Annotated in this window: 15 protein-coding genes; 6 read left to right on the top strand and 9 right to left on the bottom strand. The window is 70.0% G+C overall.

Translation table 11 applies throughout. From position 1 onward, the window contains the following. Positions 1-91 precede the first annotated feature (91 nt). A complete protein-coding gene (locus AC07PZ_RS13065) occupies positions 92-601 on the bottom strand; it encodes a sigma-70 family RNA polymerase sigma factor (protein WP_495295518.1) in 510 nt (169 codons plus the stop codon). Positions 602-733: 132 nt separating this feature from the next. On the opposite strand from AC07PZ_RS13065, the gene AC07PZ_RS13060 reads away from it, so the two are divergent. Then, a complete protein-coding gene (locus tag AC07PZ_RS13060) occupies positions 734-1,090 on the top strand; it encodes a c-type cytochrome (RefSeq protein WP_495295517.1) in 357 nt (118 codons plus the stop codon). Here the strand turns inward: AC07PZ_RS13060 and AC07PZ_RS13055 are convergent. Beyond that, positions 1,018-1,497: a cyclophilin-like fold protein gene (locus AC07PZ_RS13055; protein ID WP_495295516.1), complete on the bottom strand. Its 480-nt coding sequence runs from the start codon at positions 1,495-1,497 to the stop codon at positions 1,018-1,020. The genes AC07PZ_RS13060 and AC07PZ_RS13055 overlap by 73 nt on opposite strands. A gap of 183 nt (positions 1,498-1,680) precedes the next feature. Next, the gene (locus tag AC07PZ_RS13050; protein WP_495295515.1) at positions 1,681-2,646 is read right to left on the bottom strand and encodes an AraC family transcriptional regulator; all 966 of its coding nucleotides are present in this window, start codon (positions 2,644-2,646) and stop codon (positions 1,681-1,683) included. 262 nt (positions 2,647-2,908) lie between these two features. Here AC07PZ_RS13050 and AC07PZ_RS13045 point away from each other — a divergent pair, with 262 nt between their 5' ends. Then, the gene (locus AC07PZ_RS13045; RefSeq protein ID WP_495295514.1) at positions 2,909-3,706 is read left to right on the top strand and encodes a hypothetical protein; all 798 of its coding nucleotides are present in this window, start codon (positions 2,909-2,911) and stop codon (positions 3,704-3,706) included. 78 nt (positions 3,707-3,784) lie between these two features. On the opposite strand, the gene AC07PZ_RS13040 is transcribed toward AC07PZ_RS13045, so the two are convergent. Further along, complete coding sequence (locus AC07PZ_RS13040; RefSeq protein WP_495295513.1) at positions 3,785-6,328, bottom strand: alkaline phosphatase D family protein; 2,544 nt, start codon at positions 6,326-6,328, stop codon at positions 3,785-3,787. Positions 6,329-6,508: 180 nt separating this feature from the next. Then, complete coding sequence (locus AC07PZ_RS13035; RefSeq protein ID WP_495295512.1) at positions 6,509-7,024, bottom strand: Rossmann-fold NAD(P)-binding domain-containing protein; 516 nt, start codon at positions 7,022-7,024, stop codon at positions 6,509-6,511. 192 nt (positions 7,025-7,216) lie between these two features. Between AC07PZ_RS13035 and AC07PZ_RS13030 the strand changes: the two genes are divergently transcribed. Next, on the top strand, positions 7,217-7,969 hold the full coding sequence (locus AC07PZ_RS13030) for a Crp/Fnr family transcriptional regulator (protein ID WP_495295511.1): 753 nt from the start codon (positions 7,217-7,219) through the stop codon (positions 7,967-7,969). A 9-nt stretch (positions 7,970-7,978) separates the two neighbouring features. On the opposite strand, the gene AC07PZ_RS13025 is transcribed toward AC07PZ_RS13030, so the two are convergent. The 4 genes from AC07PZ_RS13025 to AC07PZ_RS13010 all read right to left on the bottom strand — a co-directional run bounded on the left by AC07PZ_RS13025 (position 7,979) and on the right by AC07PZ_RS13010 (position 12,430). Next, positions 7,979-10,000 (bottom strand): PAS domain S-box protein, encoded by a 2,022-nt coding sequence (locus tag AC07PZ_RS13025; protein WP_495295510.1) that lies wholly within the window; start codon positions 9,998-10,000, stop codon positions 7,979-7,981. Then, on the bottom strand, positions 10,000-10,743 hold the full coding sequence (locus tag AC07PZ_RS13020) for a response regulator (protein WP_495295509.1): 744 nt from the start codon (positions 10,741-10,743) through the stop codon (positions 10,000-10,002). Before AC07PZ_RS13020 ends, AC07PZ_RS13025 begins: the two co-directional genes overlap by 1 nt. 93 nt (positions 10,744-10,836) lie before the next feature. Continuing rightward, positions 10,837-11,871 carry an alcohol dehydrogenase AdhP gene (gene adhP, locus AC07PZ_RS13015; RefSeq protein WP_495295508.1) on the bottom strand — a complete coding sequence of 345 codons (1,035 nt, stop codon included), beginning with the start codon at positions 11,869-11,871 and terminating at the stop codon, positions 10,837-10,839. Positions 11,872-11,893: 22 nt separating this feature from the next. Further along, entirely contained in the window at positions 11,894-12,430 is a 537-nt protein-coding gene (locus AC07PZ_RS13010) for a universal stress protein (RefSeq protein WP_495295507.1), read from the bottom strand. Between the two features lie 250 nt (positions 12,431-12,680). On the opposite strand from AC07PZ_RS13010, the gene AC07PZ_RS13005 reads away from it, so the two are divergent. The 3 genes from AC07PZ_RS13005 to AC07PZ_RS12995 are packed head-to-tail and all read left to right on the top strand — an operon-like array spanning position 12,681 to position 16,938. Next, a complete protein-coding gene (locus AC07PZ_RS13005) occupies positions 12,681-14,411 on the top strand; it encodes a PHA/PHB synthase family protein (RefSeq protein ID WP_495295506.1) in 1,731 nt (576 codons plus the stop codon). Further along, positions 14,411-15,868, top strand: a complete 1,458-nt coding sequence (locus tag AC07PZ_RS13000) for an efflux transporter outer membrane subunit (RefSeq protein WP_495295505.1) — start codon at positions 14,411-14,413, stop codon at positions 15,866-15,868. Before AC07PZ_RS13005 ends, AC07PZ_RS13000 begins: the two co-directional genes overlap by 1 nt. After that, the gene (locus AC07PZ_RS12995) at positions 15,865-16,938 is read left to right on the top strand and encodes an HlyD family secretion protein (protein ID WP_495295504.1); all 1,074 of its coding nucleotides are present in this window, start codon (positions 15,865-15,867) and stop codon (positions 16,936-16,938) included. The genes AC07PZ_RS13000 and AC07PZ_RS12995 overlap by 4 nt, the downstream gene beginning before the upstream one ends. The last annotated feature ends 2 nt before the right edge of the window (positions 16,939-16,940 follow it).

The raw sequence follows: 16,940 nt of genomic DNA, 5'->3' as shown, positions 1-16,940 counted from the left end.
CATAGACGTCCGGCCGGCGCGGTTCGACAGTGCGCCGCACAAAAAAACTTCGGTTAGCGATTCCGCCGGGTTCAGGCGGGCTTGGCGTCCCTCAGGCGTCGAACCCGAGCCGCGCCGCGCAGTGCTTGAGCGCCTGCATGATGTACTTGGACACCATGCTGGCCGACACCTGCAGCTGCTGGGCGATCTGCAGATGGCCCATGCCTTCCAGCCGGTTCAGCAGCAGCGCCTGGCGGCAGTTGGGCGGCAACTCGTGCAGCGCGGCATCGAGCACGGCGATCTGCTGGCGCAGCGACAAGGCCTGCTCCGGCGTCGGGCGAACGTCCACGAGCTCTTCCGAGAGCCCGTCGAGTTCGACCGGCGCACCCCAGCGGCGGCGATAGCGGCCGAGGTCCAGGACCAGGTTGTCGACGATCCGCCAGAGGAAGAAGCGTGGATTCTCGATCGCGCCTGCGCGCTGGTCGGCCGGCATGCTGGCGTAGCGGACGAACGCGTCCTGCACCACGTCGGCCGCCGCATGCGGATCCCGGAGCCGTCCGTAGGCGCGACTCTTCAACTCGCTGTGGTAGGCGCGAAAGAGGGCGTCGAGATCCTTGGACATGCGTCGGCTGCCTCAATGCGTCATGGATGAGAATAATTATCATTCTATGGGGAAGAGGCCGAAATTCCAACGCGCTGCGGATGTCCCCACCCTCTGTGGAGATGGGGGTTGCGGTCCGGCTCGCGTGGTTCAATGCCCGCCATGCAAGTGCAGTCGACCGCATGGCGCAAGGCCATTCTTTTCACGTGGATGGCCATCGTTGCGGTGGCCGCCCGCGCCGAGGAGCCGGACGAAGCGACCCGGCTCCGCCATGCCTACGGTTGCATGGCATGCCACGGCATGGTTCGCAAGCAGGTCGGTCCGGGCTTTGCGCAGATCGCCGAGCGCTATCGCAACGACCCTTCGGCGCCGGAGCGGACGGCGGCCAGGATCCGCGGTGGCAGCGTCGGCGAATGGGGGCGCGTGATCATGCCGCGTCAGCCGCGGATGACCGAAGTGGAGTCCCGGTCGTTGGCGGCCTGGGTTCTGTCGCAGCCACCTGCGCGGTGAGCCGACGGCGGGCCATGGTCGTCGTCGCCGTCCGCTTCGAGATGGATGCCTTTCTCGATGGTCACTTCCAGCGGACCCGCCGCGGCAAGCGCCTCGGCGCCCGCGTCGATCGTCCCCAGGAAGTGGAAGCCGCCGGTGACGGGCTTGCGCTCATGCCCGTGGAAGAGGGCCAGGTCGGGCCCGGCCGACCAGCAGATCATGTCGCCCGGCCCGCAGTCGCGCGTCTGCGTGCTTGCGCGGGGGACGCTGCCGGATAGCGCGCCGGGTAGCTCGCCGAACTTCTCCCGGCCGAACAGGTCGTGCAGCGTGATCGTCAGCGGCAGCATCGCGGCGAACGCGCGCGCCGCTTCGCTGTCGACGAGGGTGGCAGGAATGGCCTTGCCGTCCAGTTTCAGATGGATCTTCATGGGGTCCTCGCAATGTGCGGGCCGGTGGACGGGCAGGTTGCGTCCGTCGCACCAGTCCGGGTGCTTTCAGATGGAAGGGCGGGTTTTCTTGCGCGTCGCCGCCAGCGCCGGGGCCGTGCTGCGACGTGCTCGGAACTGCCGGGAAGTGCCGGGAAGACGGCCTCGGTGGGCTTCGACGCGCCGTCAGGTCGGCGCGCTGCCCAGCTGGAGCTCGCGCAGACGCTTGATGTCGCGCGCGGGCGGCAGGCCGAAGAAGCGGCTGTACTCGCGGTTGAACTGCGACTGGCTTTCGTAGCCCACGCGGTGCCCGGCCGTGGCCGCATCGATGTGCTCGCCGATCATGATCCGGCGCGATTCCTGCAGGCGCAGCTGCTTCTGGAACTGCAGAGGCGTCATCGACGTGACCGCCTTGAAGTGCTGATGCAGCGACGACACGCTCATGTGAACCCGGTCGGCCAGCTCTTCGATGCGCAGCGGTTCGCGGAAGCGCTGCGACAGGATGCTGATGGCCTGTGCGATCCGCTGGCTCTGGCTGTCCACCAGCGCCATCTGGGCCAGCCGCCAGCCGTCGGGCGACTTGAGCAGCCGGTAGAGGATCTCCCGCGCATACAGCGGCGCCAGTGCGGCCGCATCCTCCGGCGAATCGAGCAACCTGACCAGGCGCAGCAGCGGATCGAGCAGCGTCGCGGACAACTCGTCGGTGAAGATGCCGCGCCGCGAGGCGCGGGCCGTATCGGCATCGCCGAGCCCGAACTCCAGCGCGAGCGCGGCGATCTCCTTCACGTCGAAGCCCAGCCGCAGGCCGAGGTACGGGGCCTCCGGCGACGCGTCGATCACCTGGCCGGAGACCGGCAGGTTCTGCGCCACCACGAGGTAGCGGTTGTTGTCGTAGACATAGACCTCCTCGCCCAGCAGGACGCGCTTGCTGCCTTGCGCCAGCATGCAGAAGGCGGGCTCGTGCATGGTGTGGACAGGGTGCTGCGACTGCGATGCCCGCGCCAGCGAAAGACGCGGTATGGCGGTCTCGCGTGCGCCATCGACCCGCGTCAGGCGATCGATGATCGCGGCGAGTTCCGCCCGCATGACCGTCGTCTGCATCTGATCGAGCGGGCGTTCGTTGCGCGAGATGGGGGCGGTGTAGGTCAGCATGGACGAGAGCTTAGACAGCCGAACGTCGCTTGTCTCGCTTCCGGCGCGGCTGCCGGAGCATCGTGCAAACATCCTCGACGATCCAGCAAGCGGCGCGCGGGCCTTGGCGCACGGCGGGGGCGCGCTCCCCGGCATTTTCGGGCAGGACCGGCTGCGCGGCGGACGTTGGGAGAGCGACTTGCGTTGCATCTCCCGTAGCTCGCTGGAGGTCGATGCATCGCGTTGTTATGGTATAAATGATTTATACCAATAAGCAATCATCATGATCGATCCTCAAGTTTCCGCAAGCACCCAGCCGATTCCTTCCGTATCGACGGACGCTCCCGTTGTCGCAGCCATCCCGGCGACCGCGGCTGACGTCGGTGCAGCCGTCGCCAAGGTGGCGAAGGTCGAAAAAGCCGCGCCTGCCAAGTCGGCCGTAGCCAAGACAGCCGCAACCAAGGCACCCGCTGCCAAGACGCCCGTCGCCAAGAAGGTTGCGGCAAAGAAGCCGCTGGCGACGACGAAACCCGTGCCGGTCAAGAGTGCCGCGAAGACGGCGGTGAAGGCCGTCGGCAAGACGGTCAGCAAGCCTGCCGCGCCCAAGCCCGTGGTCAAGTCCACCCCGAAGCCGGCGGCCAAGCCCGTAGCCAAACCCGTGACCAAGCCGGTAACCAAGGCCGCACCCAAGCCCGTGGCCGCGCCGGCGCCCGTGAAGAGTGCGGCGAAGCCTGCAGACGTGAAGCCCGTGGTGGCGAAGCAGCCCGTGGCGAAGGCACCGAAGCCAGCCAAGAAGGTGGAAGCCGCCCCGACGCCCAAGTCGCAGGTCAAGAGCCTCAAGCTCGCTGCCAAGCCCAAGGAGAAGCTCGTGCGCGACAGCTTCACGATGCCCCAGGCGGACTTCGCGCTGATCGCCAGCCTCAAGAACCGCGCGCTGCTGCTCAAGCGTCCGACCAAGAAGAGCGAGCTGCTGCGCGCAGGCCTGCACGCCCTCCAGGCGCTGACCTCGGCGCAGCTCATGGTCGCGCTCAACGCGCTGGTGCCCCTGAAGGCCGGACGGCCCAAGCGCGACGCGGACTGACGCGACCACCCGTCGGCCGGCCGCCATCGCCGCTATCGACGCCATCGCCGTTATCGCGGCATGCCGACGCGCCGCGGCTCAGCTCACGGTGGCGGCCGCCAGGTCCTTCTGCACGGTCACCCGGACCTGATTGGCGATCTGCGTCGCCGGCGCCTGCGTTCCGACCAGCCGGTTCACCTGCTTGAAGTCGCATTGCAGCGTGGCTGGCGTCAGCGTGACCACCGCGTAGCCCTGTGCATCCGTGCTGGCGTGCTTCAGCCACGGGTTGCTGTCGAGCGCGGCGAGTTGCTGGCACAGCGGCAGCAATTGCTGCAGGAAGGTGCTGTCGGCCTGCAGGTCGGCCAGCACGGCGCTGGTCGTGGCGTCGAGCTGCGCTTCGGCCACGCCCCGCGCGGCCAGTGCGCTGCGCAGCCGGACGCGCAGTGATTCCGCCAGCGTGGCCGCCGTCACCGACGCCGCCCTGAGCGTGTGGTCCAGCAGGTTCACATCGACCTGGACGGGTGTCGCCCCCAACGCCGCCACCGGGATCGACAGCGGGTAGAAGACCAGCGTCGCCAGGCTCGCCGACAGGCTGCCGACGGCATCCTTGAGGTAGCTGAAGAACGAGTCCGAGCTGATGCCCGCGGTGACCAGATCGACCATCACCGGCGTGCCGCCGCCGGCCGCGTCGAAGTCGCTGTTCACGGTGCCCGCATAGAAGGCGTGGATGTCGCCTGTCAGCGCGACCACGTTGCGGATGCCGTTGTCGCCCAGATGCTTCATCAGCGCCTTGCGCTCGGCGTTGTAGCCGTCCCATTGGTCGGCGTTGAGCACGAACTTCTGGAAGAACGGCGTGAGCGCCGCCTGCAGGCCGCTGGCGATCACGAAGGCCGAGTCCTGCTTGTTGGCCAGCACCTCGGGCTTGACCAGGCCGAACGCCACCGCCTGTGCGCCAGCGGCCACCTGGGCCGACGTGCCGCCCGCCGCCGCCTGCTTCGCAGCGGCGAAGGCCGTGACGGCGGTGGCCGCCTGCGTGGCGTTGAGTCCGGCGCCGGTCGCGGCGGACAGGGTGTTCGCTGCCGTGGCATCCGCCACCGCAATGGCTTGCGCGGCGGCGCCGGCGGTGGCCTGTGCCGCGCCAGCCGTCACCGCGCCGACGATGGCCGCCGCCACCGGCACGTTGCCGGCGGTCGATGCCAGGGCGCTCGCGATGCCGCTGGCCAGCGTGCTCACCGATTGCAGGGCGATCAGCGTGGCGATGGCGTTCGTGCCGTCGACACCCATGCGCAGCAGCGACACCTCGTTGCCCCAGAGCTTCCAGGTCGCCGTGGAGGTCTTCATCGTGTCCTGCCACCAGGTGCGCTGCGTCTGGCCGAGGATGGACGTGAGCGCCAGCGTGTCGGTGCCGGCCAGCGACATCTTCTGCGCCTCCGCGGCGGCCAGCGTGGCCGCCGGCACCATGTAGCGCGCACCGATGCTGCCGAGCGCCAGGCCGGTCGCCGGATTGATGGTCGATTCGGGAATCACGTGGTCGCTGCGGTACAGGCGCTCGTCGGTCATGACGAGATGGGCCAGCGAGCCGAAGCGGAACTCGCGGTAGATCCGGATGTTGAAGATGTCCTGCGTGTCGGTCGCGTCGAACACCACATCGGCGGGCATGAACTCGAACCAGGCGCGGCTCGCGCTGCGGCGCCGTGCCGGCTGGTGCTGTTCGGTCGTGTCGTAGGTCTCCGCGTCGCCCCAGCAGTCGTCGCTGAACTCGTGGTCGTCCCAGATCGCCACCATCGCGAAGCGCTCGTGCACGGCCTGCAGGCGCGGGTCGCTGCGGTAGCGCTTGTAGAGATAGCGGTAGTCGGCGAGCGAACTGGCGTACTTCGCGCCACTGCCGCCGCTCTTGAAGCTGCCGTCGGGCAACTGCAGCGCCGGATGCGCCGACTCGACGGCGCCGGTCTGGAATGCTTCTCCGACGGTCTCGTAGATGTAGTCGCCCAGGTGGACGACGAAGTCGAGCTTTTCTGCGGCGAGCGCGGTGAACGCGCCCCAGTGGTTGACGCTCCAGTCCTGGCAGCTCAGGAAGGCGAACTTCAGCTGTGCGACCTCCGCGTCCGTCGCCGGCGCGGTGCGGAAGCAGCCCACGCGCGAGAGCACGTCGCCGGCGGCGAACTGGTAGTAATAGGTCTGTGCGGCGGCCAGCCCGGTGATCTTGTGGCGCACGGTGTTGTCGAACTGCCCCGACACCGGCACGGTGGCGTCCAGGACGAGCGCGCCCGCCAGCGCCGTGCTGCTGCCGAGCAACGACGCGTTGTCCGCGGCCGTCACGCGCAGGCGGATCGTGAAGCTGGCGTCCACGGCGGCGGTGCTCTCGGCCAGTGCGTCGGCCGCGAGCACGCGGGTCCAGAGCAGGATGCCGTCCGGCTTCGGGTCGCCCGAGGCCACGCTCTGCGGAAACTGCCAGTTGCTGCCCGTCGCCGCGGGTGTTGCAGGCGTGGACGGCACATCGGGCACGTCGGGCACGTCCGGCGTCGGACTGGCGGGCGCCGGCGATGCATCGCCGTTGCCGCCGCCGCAGGCCGACAGGCCGCCCAAGGTCGCCACCGAGGCGGTGATGAAACCACCCAGCTTGAGAATCTGTCTTCTGTCCATGGCCTGCTTCTTTCCGGAGTCGTGAGGAAATGGCAGTTGCGCTGCCATCGCACGGCATTGGGCCAAGCGGATGTGACATGGCGATGCAAGCGGTGTCGCATTCGGCCGGGCGGCGCATGCACACCGCCGAACGGTGGTTTGCCGCGCGGCGCCGTCGCGGGCTTCCGCGCCGTGGGGTCGTCAGCCTTCCAGCGTGCTGATCAACAGCGCCTGCAGCACGAAGCGGTGGTTGTCGGCCAGTTCCGCGACGTCGTCCTGCACGCACATCAGGCCGGCCAGCGCGCGGGCCGGATGGGCGTCGTCGCCGAGCCCGTCGTACACCGTGACGCCGGCCACCTCGTGCAGCATCGCGGCCAGGGCCGCGTCCAGGCCGCCGCAGTCCACCGCGTCGTAGAGGCGGCCCAGCATCTGTGCGAGGCCCGCGAGTTCGGCGCGCGGCGGCAGCGGGTTGTTCATCAACAGTTGCGCGACCTGCGCACCGAGTTCGGCCGCGGCGCGCTGCAGCGGCGGCGGGTCGCCGAGCACCTGCCGCAGCAGCGCGATGTTCTTGCCGCGCAGCGGCTTGTCGGCGATGCCGGCGGCCGATGCGGCCTTCAGCCGGGTCGCGCGCTCGACGATGCCCCGCACGGCGGCCTCGGTGAGCGGCGGGCCGGACGCGGTCACGCGGAAGGACGAAACGATGGAGCCGTGAAACATCAGGGTTCGCAGAATATCGGGCGGCCGATGCACCTCCCTTGACCTGCGTCAAGCGCCTGCGCGCGGCATGGCCGATACAAAGCGGACACGAAGACGTGCGCATCTGTTACCGAGCGGCCCGCGTCGTTGTCCGTCCTGTTGCACGCGGCTCCTACGCTTGCATCCATACCAGACGCACCGAGAGCCCGCCACATGACCTCCACCTTCGCACCCACCTCCGCATCGGCCCCGGCATCGGTTCCGCCGTCCGCGCCCCAACGCATCGCCGGCATGCTGAAGCTGCTGGAGGACAGCCTGCCGATCCAGCGCCACGTGGTGCATGCGGGCGACACGGTCTGCCAGGCGGGCCAGCGCTTCGTCCACCTGTATGTCGTGAACTCGGGTTTCTTCAAGCTCGTCAACATGTCCGAAGAAGGCCGCGAGCAGGTCGTCGGTTTGCACTTCCGCGGCGACTGGCTCGGCCTGGACGGCATCGCCGGCGGCCAGTACGGCTGCGACGCGGTGGCGATGGACACCGGCGAGGTCTGGGCGATCCGCTACGACGCGCTGCTGCAGGCCTGCATCGCGAAGCCCGCGGTGCTGGCGGCGCTGCACCAGGCCATGAGCCGCGAACTCGCGCGCGACCACGACTCGATGCTGTCGCTGTGCACGCTGCCCGCGGACGCACGGGTGGCCGGCTTCCTGCGCTACTGGGCGGACAACGTGGCGCAGCGCGGACTGCGGGCCGACAAGATCATGCTGCGCATGACCCGCGCCGAAATCGGCAACTACCTGGGCATGACGCTCGAGACGGTGAGCCGCGCACTGTCGCGCATGGCCCGCAGCGACGTCATCCGCTTTCCGGAAAAGTGCCGGCGCGACATCCACATCCCCGAGGTCGGCGCGCTCACCGCCTTCATGCAGCGCGCCTCGGCGGCGGCGGCGCCGGCCGGCACGCTTCACTGACGCATCGACTCACTGCGCGGTGCGCAGCACCTTGCGGATGGCCGACTCGAGCTCGGCCCGGGTGTAGGGCTTGCGCAGCAGCTCCCAGGCGCCCGGTGTGCCGAGCAGGTCGGTGGAAAAGCCCGACATCAGCAGCACCGGCAGTCCGGGCCGGAGCTTCTTCGCTGCGTCGGCGAGCTCGGTGCCGCGCAGGCCGGCGCCGAGCGCGATGTCGGTGAGCAGCAGGCCGAGCGGTACGTCCGAAGCCAGCACCGGCAGCGCCTCTTCCGCGGTGGCACAGAACCGTGCTTCGCAACCCATCGAGACCAGGAACTTCTGCACGATGCCGCGGACTTCCGCATCGTCCTCGACCACCAGCACACGCAGCCCCGGTGGCAGGCCGGCCGGCGTCGAGAGCGGGCCGGACGACGTGGCCGCAGCGGCGTCGTCGTCCAGGGCCTCGTCCCGCACCAGCGGCAGGTACAGCGTCAGCGTCGTCCCGATGCCGATCGCGCTCTGCAGGCCCAGGGCACCGTGCGACTGCCTTGCAAAGCCATACACCGTGGCCAGGCCGAGGCCGGTTCCGCGGCCCGCGTCCTTGGTGGTGAAGAAGGGTTCGAAGGCACGCGCCTTGACCGCTTCCGACATGCCTTCGCCGGTGTCCGCGACCGAGATCGCGACATAGGCCTGCCCGGCGCGCTCGGGCTCGTCCAGCGTGAGCGGTGGCGGCAACGCGGCCACGATGCGGCAGGCAAAGGACAGCGTGCCGCCCTGGGGCATCGCGTCGCGTGCGTTGATGGCGATGTTCAGGAGCGCCGATTCGAGCTGCACCGGGTCGGCCATGCACAGCGCGTCTTCGGCTTCCACATGGATCGCGATGCGCTGGTCGAGCGTGCGGCGCAGCATGTCGGTCAGCGATTCGAGCAGCGCGCGGGCGTCGATCACCGCCGGCTGCAGCACCTGGCGGCGCGAGAAGGCCAGCAGCTTGCCGGTGAGTTCCGCACCGCGGCGGGTGGCGCGCATCGCCGACGCGATCAGCGGCCGGATCGACGGATCGTCCGCGCAGCCCGGCACGTCTTCCAGCACCTGCAGGTTGCCCGAGATGACGGTGAGCAGGTTGTTGAAGTCGTGCGCGATGCCGCCGGTGAGCTGGCCGACGCTTTCCAGGCGCTGCGAATGGCGCAATGCCTCTTCGCTCTTCTCGCGTTGCAGCAGCGTGGCCAGCATGCTCGACAGCGAATCGAGAAAGCGCTCCTCGTCGTCGCCGAAGCGCTCGGCGGCGCGGGCGCCGACGGTCAGCGTGCCGATGACCCGGCCGCGGTCGGAGATCGGCACGACGATGCCGCTCTCTTCGGCCAGGTCGCGGATCACCTTCGACCTGCCTTCGGCGACCACGCCGCGGGAGAGCCGCTCCATGTCGCCGGCGACCAGGTCGCCGATCGCCGTGCCCGGCGGCAGCCCGGTGCCGGCCGTGATGCGGAAGGCCAGTCCGTTCGGTTCCAGCATCAGGATGACGGCCGTGTCGACCTCGAGCGCATCGGTCACGATGGCCGGCACCTGCAGCAGCAGCGCATGGGAGTCGGACGCGTCGACCATCAGCCGGCCGAAATGGGCCAGGTGCTCGGCATAGCGCGCCCGCTTCAGCGCCGCCTGGACGCGCGGATAGCCGTCGATGCCGCGGATCGCGGCCACCACGTAGGGCAGGCCGTCCTTGTGCAGCGGGCTCAGCGCGATCTCGACCATCACTTCGCTGCCGTCGCGCCGCCTGGCCGTGAGGTCGAGTTGCCGGCCCATCGGGCGCGCGCGCGGCGCCTTGGCGTAGCCGTGGCGGTAGGTCGCATGGCGCGGGCGCACGGCGTCGGGCACCAGCTGTTCGACGTCGAGCCCGATCAGTTCGTCGCCGGTGTAGCCGAGCAGGTCGAGCGCGGCCGGGTTGGCCAGCACGATCAACCCTTGCTGGTCGACCAACAGCAGCGCGTCCGGGTAGGCCGCGAAGACCGACCGAAAGACCTTGCCGTCGTCGAAGCCCGGCCCGAGCGGGATGCGTTCCATCAGGCCGCCTCGACGCGCGGTGCGAACAGGTAGCCGGCGCCGCGGACCGACTTGATCAGCGCCTGGGCGTCCGTGCCGGCCTCGAGCTTGCGGCGCAGCCGGCCGACCTGCACGTCGATCGTCCGGTCGAACGGGCCGGCATCGCGGCCACGCGTGCGCTCGAGCAGGAAGTCGCGCGACAGCACCCGGCCGGGACATTCGGCCAGCACGCAGAGCAGGTCGAATTCGCCGGTGGTCAGCGCCACTTCATGGCCGTTCGCGTCGAGCAGCCGCCGCGCGCCGGTGTCGAGCAGCCAGCCTTCGAAACGCAGCCGCGTGGGTGCGACGGCGCCGGGCGGCTGCGATGGCGCCGGGCCGGTCGTGGCGGACGGCGGCGCGGTCCGGCGCAGCACCGCCTTCACGCGTGCCAGCAGTTCGCGCAATTCGAAAGGCTTGGTCACGTAGTCGTCGGCACCGACCTCCAGGCCGACCACCTTGTCGACCGCATCGCCGCGGCCGGTCACGATGATCAGCCCGCAATGCCAGTGCTCGCGCAGCTTGCGTGCGATCTCGAAGCCGTCCTCGCCAGGCAGCCCGAGGTCGAGCAGCACCAGCGCCGGCGCGTCGCGCGCCATCAGGTCCATGAGCGCGCGGCCCGAATGCAGCTGGCTGACCCGGAAACCATGCATCTGGAGGTAGTTGGCCAGCAGCAGCGTGATGTCTGCTTCGTCGTCCAGAACGGCGAGATGGGTAGGAGAAGTCACTGCGGCATGTTAGCCGCAGCTCGAGACGATTGTGACGATGAGTGGCCCGGAGTGGCCCGGAGCGGCCCGTCCCGGGCGTCCGGCACCTGCCGGCTACAGCGCGTCGTCGGTCATGCGCATCACGATGCGGCCTTCGATCGCGCCCTGGCGCATGCGGTCGAGCACGGCGTTGATGTTGTCGATGCGGTCTTCCGCATAGATCGTGTGCACCTTGCCTTCGCCGGCGAAGGCCAGCGCCTCCTGCAGGTCCTTGCGCGTGCCGACGATCGAGCCGCGCACGGTCTTGGCGTTGAGCACCACGTCGAAGATCGGCAGTGCGAAGTCGCCCGGCGGCAGGCCGACCAGCGACATCGTGCCGCGCTTGTGCAGCATGCCCAGCGCCTGCGCGAACGCCGGACGCGACACGGCGGTCACCAGCACGCCGTGCGCGCCGCGCAGGCTGCGCTGCACTTCCAGCACCGGGTCCTGTCGCGCCGCGTTGATCACCATCTCGGCGCCGAGCCGGGTGGCGAGCGCGAGCTTGGTGTCGTCGATGTCCACGGCGATCACATGGAAGCCCATGGCCCGCGCGTACTGCACGGCCAGGTGGCCGAGCCCGCCGATGCCCGATATGGCGACCCAGTCGCCGGGCTTGCAGTCGAGCACCTTCAGGCCCTTGTAGACCGTCACGCCCGCGCACAGCACCGGCGCGATCTCCGAGAAGCCGACGTTGTCCGGCAACTGGCCGACGTAGCCGGGGTCGGCCAGCACGTATTCGGCGTAGCCGCCGTTCACGGTGTAGCCGGTCATCTGCTGGCCGTCGCACAGCGTCTCCCAGCCGGTGATGCAGTGCTCGCAATGGCCGCAGGCGGTGTGCAGCCAGGGCACGCCGACGCGGTCGCCTTCCTTCACGAGCCGAACGCCCGCACCGACCGCTGCGACGTAGCCCACGCCCTCATGGCCCGGGATGAAGGGCAGGCTGGGCTTGACCGGCCAGTCGCCGTCGGCGGCATGCAGGTCGGTGTGGCACACGCCCGAGGCGATCACCTTGACCAGGACCTGCCCGGGCTGAACCTCGGGGACCGGAACCTCCTCGATCTGCAGCGGTTGGCCGAAGGTATGGACGACGGCGGCTTTCATGGTCTGCATGGCGTGCTCCTGGTGTCGAGGGTCATTCGATCGACAGCGCGCCGGTGGGCAGGCTCACGCGCAGCGGTGCGGCGGCTTCGTCGACGGCGGCGCTCGCTGCGGCCTTGGCCGCTTCCGGCGCGCGCACCAGCAGCACCGGCACCGTGGCGTAGCGCAGCACGTTCTCGGCGCTGCTGCCCAGCACCAGCCGGCCGACGCCGCGCCGGCCGTGCGTGCCCAGCACGATCAGATCGGCGGGCCAGTCGATGGCCTCGGCCGTGATCACTTCATGCACCGAGCCCTCGAAGTTGTCGTGCTGCACGGTGTCGACCGCGATGCCGGCCGCCGTCACTTCGGCCAGCGCGTCGGCCAGGACGCGCGCGCCATCCTTCTGCAGGTCTTCCATCCAGTTGCCGGCATAGCCGACGTAGCCGTTCATCGCGAGCGCGAAGGACAGTTCGTCGACCACGTGGAGCAGGCGGATCCGGCCGCCGGTCAGCGCCGCGAGGCGGATGGCCTCCTGCAGGCCGCGATTCGATGTCGTGCTGCCGTCGACCGGCACAAGAATTCGCTGGTACATGTGCATTCCTTGATGTGAGGGATGCGGCCAGTATGTGAAGGCCGACCGGGCCGTGGCCTTGACGTGCGTCAAGCCGTTGGCCGATGCCGTTGCCGGTGCGCCGAGCGGCGCCGATGCCGAATGGGTTGATCTGCATCAAGCGCCTGGCGGGTGGCGCTTCTTACATTGCTTCGGCACCCGCGAGCGACGCTCCACCGTGCGGCCCTGTCCGCCCGCAGGTCGCCTCCGCAACCCTGACCTCCACGCCGCCATGCCGACTGCTTCGACGACTCCCTCCCTGCCCGGTGCCGCGGAACGCATCGACCCGCCGTTGCACGCGGCGATGGCGCAAGCGACGTCCGCGCTCTCCGGCGCTTCTGCCTTTCTCGCCGCGGCCGACTGGGCGCTGCATCTGGCCGCATCGCCCGGCAAGATGCTGGACCTCGCCGCTCTCGCCACGGATGACGCGCTTCAGTGGGCTGCGGCCGGCGTCGGTGCGGCGGCGGGCGCCTCGGCGCATTCGGCCGATCCGCGCTTCGCGGCGCCGGAATGGTCGCTGTGGCCCTTCAACCTCATGCAGCAGGCGTTCACATCGAGCGAGCGTTGGTGGGACGCGGCTGCGCACGGCGTCTGGGGCGTCGAGAAGCATCACGCGGAGCTGGTCTCGTTCGGCGCTCGCCAGTGGCTCGACATGCTGTCGCCGGTCAACCAGTTCGCGACCAATCCGGTGGTGCTGTCGCGCACCGCCGCGCAGGGCGGCGCCAACCTCGCGCGCGGCATGCGCAACGCGCTGGAAGACCTGCAGCAGGCGGCGGCCGGCGCCGCGCCGCCGGGAACGCAGGCCTTCGTCCCCGGGAAGGACGTGGCGCTCACGCCCGGCAAGGTGGTGCTGCGCAATCGCCTGATCGAGCTGATCCAGTACGAGCCGACCACGGACAAGGTGCATCCCGAGCCCGTGCTGATCGTGCCGGCCTGGATCATGAAGTACTACATCCTCGACCTGTCGCCGCAGAACTCGCTGATCGGCTACCTGGTGGCGCAGGGCCACACCGTGTTCTGCATCTCGTGGAAGAACCCGGACGAGGGCGACCGCGACCTGGGCATGGACGACTACCTCCAGCTCGGCGTCTTCGCCGCCCTCGCGGCAGTGAACGCGATCGTCCCGAAGCGCCAGGTGCATGCCGCGGGCTATTGCCTGGGCGGCACGCTCCTGGCCATCGCAGCGGCCGCCATGGCGCGCGACGGCGACACGCGGCTCGCATCGATGACGCTGCTCGCCGCGCAGACCGACTTCACCGAACCCGGCGAGCTGGGGCTGTTCATCGACGAGGCCCAGGTCAGCGTGCTCGAGGCCGAGATGGCACGCGCCGGCTATCTGAGCGGCGCACAGATGGCCGGCGCCTTCGCCATGCTTCGGCCCGACGAGCTGATCTGGTCGCGCGTCGTCCATGCGTACCTGCTCGGCGAACGGGCACCGATGAACGACCTCATGGCATGGAACGCCGACGCGACGCGCATGCCGGCGCGGATGCATTCGCAGTACCTGCGCAGGCTGTTCCTGGGCAACGACCTCGCCGAAGGCCGCTATCTCGTGGACGGCCGTCCGATCGCGCTGAGCGACATCGTGCTGCCGGTCTTCATGGTCGGCACCGTCACCGACCATGTCGCGCCTTGGCATTCGGTCTACAAGCTGCATCACGAGCTGGTGTCGGACATCCGCTTCGTGTTGACCAGCGGCGGCCACAACGCGGGCATCGTGAGCGAGCCTGGCCATCCCCATCGCTCCTACCAGGTGGACGACCGGCCGGCCGGCGGAGCCGCCGTCGCGCCGGACGCATGGCGGGCCGCGGCGCCGACGGTCGAGGGCTCCTGGTGGCCGGCCTGGCATGCCTGGCTGCAGGCGCGTTCCGCCGCGTTGGCGCGGCCACCGTCCATGGGCGCTGCCGGCAAGGGCTTCCCCGTTCTGGGCGCGGCGCCGGGGTGCTACGTGCTGGAGAAATGATGCGCGCCTCGACATCCGGTGCGGCCATCGGATCGGCATCGGCGCTCGTGCTGGCGCTTGCCATGGCGGGCTGCGCCAGCATGGCGCCGGCCTACGTGGCACCGGCGCTGCCGGTGCCCGCCGCATACGGCGCCACCGACGAGGCGGCGCCCGATGGTGCCGGCTCGGCCGCATCGACCGCCTGGCGCGACTATTTCGCCGATCCGCAACTGCAGGCGCTGATCGCGCTCGCGCTCGACCACAACCGCGACCTGCGCCTGATGGTCCTGCATGCCGACGAGGCGCGTGCGGCCTATGGCATCCAGCGCGCCGACCTGCTGCCCACCATCGGCCTCAGCGCGAGCGGCGCGCGCTCACGCGTCCCTGGCGACCTCAACGTTACCGGGCACACCGTGGTCGGCGGCGACTACGAGGTCGGCGTCGGCCTGTCGTCCTGGGAGCTGGACTTCTGGGGCCGCGTCCGCAGCCTCAAGGACGCGGCACTGGAGAACTACCTCGCCTCGGAAGAAGCGCGGAGGGCCGCCACGGTGCAGCTGGTCGCACAGGTGGCCGACGCCTACCTCGCGTTGCGCGAGCTGGACGAGCGCCTCGCCATCGCGCAGCAGACGGTGGCCAGCCGGCAGGAATCGTTCCGGATCTTCCGGCGCCGCGAGCAGGTCGGCGCAACGTCGCGCCTCGACCTGCTGCAGGTCGAAACGCTGCTGACGCAGGCGCGCTCGCTGCAGGTGCAGTTGATGCAGGCCCGCGCCGCGCAGGCGCATGCGCTGGCCTTGCTGGTCGGCACCGATGCGGGCCTGCCCGTGCTGCCGCCACCGTTGCGCGACGACGCGGCCGTGATGCCCGAACTGCGCGCCGGCCTGCCTTCCGACCTGTTGAGCGCCCGCCCCGACATCGTCGCGGCCGAGCACCAGTTGAAGGCCGCACACGCCAGCATCGGCGCCGCGCGTGCCGCCTTCTTTCCACGCGTGATGCTGACCGGCAGCCTGGGCAGCGCGAGCGCAGAGCTCGACGGCCTGTTCGCCGGCGGTAGCCGCGCCTGGACCTTCGTGCCCAGCGTGTCGCTGCCGCTGTTCGATGCGGGCCGCAATCGTGCGGCACTCGATCTGGCGGAAATCCGCCGCGAGCTCGCGGTGGCCAGCTACGAGAAGGCCGTGCAGACCGCTTTCCGCGAAGTGGCCGATGCGTTGTCGGCCCGGCAGCGGCTGGCCGAACAGGTGCGCGTCCAGCAGGAGGCCCGTGCTGCCCAGGCCGAGCGCGCACGGCTGGCCAAGCTGCGCTACGACAACGGCGCGGCCGCGTTCCTCGAGGTGCTCGACGCGCAACGCGACCTGCTGTCGGCCGAGCAGCAACTGGTGCAGACGCGCCGGGCATTGCTTTCCGCCCGCGTCGGCCTGTACGCCGCACTCGGCGGCGGCACGCAGGCCCTGTCTTCCACCGAATCCACGCGGACCCCATGAGCCTCTCCATCAAGAAAATCCTCGTCCCCGCCGTGATCGCGGCGGCCGTCGTCGGCGCCGGCTACCTGGCGTGGGCGCGCTTCAAGCCGACCGGCCCGGGCGAGGGCTTCGCCAGCGGCAATGGCCGCATCGAGGCGACCGAGATCGACGTCGCCACCCGGCTCGGCGGGCGCGTGCAGGAGATCCTGGTGAACGAGGGCGATTTCGTGCAGGCCGGGCAGGTGCTTGCGCGCATGCAGGTCGACATGCTGCAGGCCCAGCGCGACGAGGCCAGCGCCCACCGCGAGCAGGCGCGCAACGCCGTCACCACGGCGCGCGCCCAGGTCGCCGTGCGCGAGAGCGACCGGGCGGCGGCGCAGGCGGTGGTGGCCCAGCGCGAAAGCGAACTCGATGCCGCGCGGCGGCGGCTGGCCCGTTCGCAGACGCTGTCGGCCGAGGGCGCGGCATCGGTGCAGGAGCTGGACGACGACAGCGCACGCGTGCGCAGCGTGCAGGCCGCGCTCGACGCCGCACGCGCACAGGTCACGGCCGCCCAGGCCGGCGTCGACGCGGCGCGCGCGCAGGTCACCGGTGCGGAGTCGTCGCTCACGGCGGGCGTGGCCACGGTCGCGCGCGTCGATGCCGACCTGGGCGACACCCAGCTCAAGGCGCCGCGCGACGGCCGCGTGCAATACCGCATCGCTCAGCCGGGCGAGGTGCTGGGGGCCGGCGGCAAGGTGCTCAACCTGGTCGACCTGGCCGATGTCTACATGACCTTCTTCCTGCCCGAGACGGCCGTCGGCAAGGTCGCGCTGGGCAGCGAGGTGCGCGTGATCCTCGACGCCGCGCCGGCCTACGTGATCCCGGCGCGCGTGTCCTTCGTCGCCAGCACCGCGCAGTTCACGCCGAAGACGGTGGAGACCGCGAGCGAGCGGCAGAAACTGATGTTCCGGGTCAAGGCGCAGATCGACCGCGAGCTGCTGCGCAAGTACCTGCGGCAGGTGAAGACCGGGCTGCCCGGTGTCGCCTGGCTGCGGACCGATCCGCAGGCCGCCTGGCCGGCCACGCTGGCAGCCAGGGTGCCCGAGTGAAT

This window comes from Variovorax sp. GW821-FHT10B04, assembly GCF_059415645.1.
The sequence above is the reverse complement of the archived record's forward strand: the minus strand, read 5'-3'. Positions and strand labels throughout refer to the sequence as shown.

What these genes read in the sequence shown, in the direction of transcription:
- AC07PZ_RS13065 (WP_495295518.1), bottom strand. Translation starts at nt 601, where the DNA reads ATGTCCAAGGATCTCGACGCCCTCTTTCGCGCCTACCACAGCGAGTTG.
- AC07PZ_RS13060 (WP_495295517.1), top strand. Translation starts at nt 734, where the DNA reads ATGCCCGCCATGCAAGTGCAGTCGACCGCATGGCGCAAGGCCATTCTT.
- AC07PZ_RS13055 (WP_495295516.1), bottom strand. Translation starts at nt 1,497, where the DNA reads ATGAAGATCCATCTGAAACTGGACGGCAAGGCCATTCCTGCCACCCTC.
- AC07PZ_RS13050 (WP_495295515.1), bottom strand. Translation starts at nt 2,646, where the DNA reads ATGCTGACCTACACCGCCCCCATCTCGCGCAACGAACGCCCGCTCGAT.
- AC07PZ_RS13045 (WP_495295514.1), top strand. Translation starts at nt 2,909, where the DNA reads ATGATCGATCCTCAAGTTTCCGCAAGCACCCAGCCGATTCCTTCCGTA.
- AC07PZ_RS13040 (WP_495295513.1), bottom strand. Translation starts at nt 6,328, where the DNA reads ATGGACAGAAGACAGATTCTCAAGCTGGGTGGTTTCATCACCGCCTCG.
- AC07PZ_RS13035 (WP_495295512.1), bottom strand. Translation starts at nt 7,024, where the DNA reads ATGTTTCACGGCTCCATCGTTTCGTCCTTCCGCGTGACCGCGTCCGGC.
- AC07PZ_RS13030 (WP_495295511.1), top strand. Translation starts at nt 7,217, where the DNA reads ATGACCTCCACCTTCGCACCCACCTCCGCATCGGCCCCGGCATCGGTT.
- AC07PZ_RS13025 (WP_495295510.1), bottom strand. Translation starts at nt 10,000, where the DNA reads ATGGAACGCATCCCGCTCGGGCCGGGCTTCGACGACGGCAAGGTCTTT.
- adhP (WP_495295508.1), bottom strand. Translation starts at nt 11,871, where the DNA reads ATGCAGACCATGAAAGCCGCCGTCGTCCATACCTTCGGCCAACCGCTG.
- AC07PZ_RS13010 (WP_495295507.1), bottom strand. Translation starts at nt 12,430, where the DNA reads ATGTACCAGCGAATTCTTGTGCCGGTCGACGGCAGCACGACATCGAAT.
- AC07PZ_RS13005 (WP_495295506.1), top strand. Translation starts at nt 12,681, where the DNA reads ATGCCGACTGCTTCGACGACTCCCTCCCTGCCCGGTGCCGCGGAACGC.
- AC07PZ_RS13000 (WP_495295505.1), top strand. Translation starts at nt 14,411, where the DNA reads ATGCGCGCCTCGACATCCGGTGCGGCCATCGGATCGGCATCGGCGCTC.
- AC07PZ_RS12995 (WP_495295504.1), top strand. Translation starts at nt 15,865, where the DNA reads ATGAGCCTCTCCATCAAGAAAATCCTCGTCCCCGCCGTGATCGCGGCG.